The sequence below is a fragment of the Cupriavidus sp. SIMBA_020 genome (assembly GCF_046535395.1).
GTDB classification, from domain to species: Bacteria; Pseudomonadota; Gammaproteobacteria; order Burkholderiales; family Burkholderiaceae; genus Cupriavidus; species Cupriavidus campinensis.
In genome coordinates this window covers 1-270 of record NZ_JAWRWU010000609.1, presented here as the reverse complement: position 1 = coordinate 270, position 270 = coordinate 1, and the positions used below count along the sequence as shown (strand labels likewise).

Sequence of the window (270 nt, the reverse complement as noted above, 5' to 3'; positions counted from 1 at the left end):
AGAGCGTCATACAGCGGCTTAACAGTGCGTGACCAGGTGGGTTGGGTAAGGTTTGGGATTAGCATCGTCACAGCGCGATATGCTGCGCTTGCTGGCATCCTTGAATAGCCGACGCCTTTGCATCTTCCGCACTCTTTCTCGACAACTCTCCCCCACAGCTCTGTTTTGGCAATATCAACCGCACGGCCTGTACCATGGCAATCTCTGCATCTTGCCCCCGGCGTCGCGGCACTACGGCAATAATCCGCATAAGCGAATGTTGCGAGCACT

General features: G+C 55.2%; 1 protein-coding gene. It reads right to left on the bottom strand.

Annotated features, from left to right (window positions below):
• The coding region (locus SB751_RS30725; protein WP_410749117.1) for an antitermination protein at window positions 1–270 on the bottom strand (270 nt) is incomplete at both ends.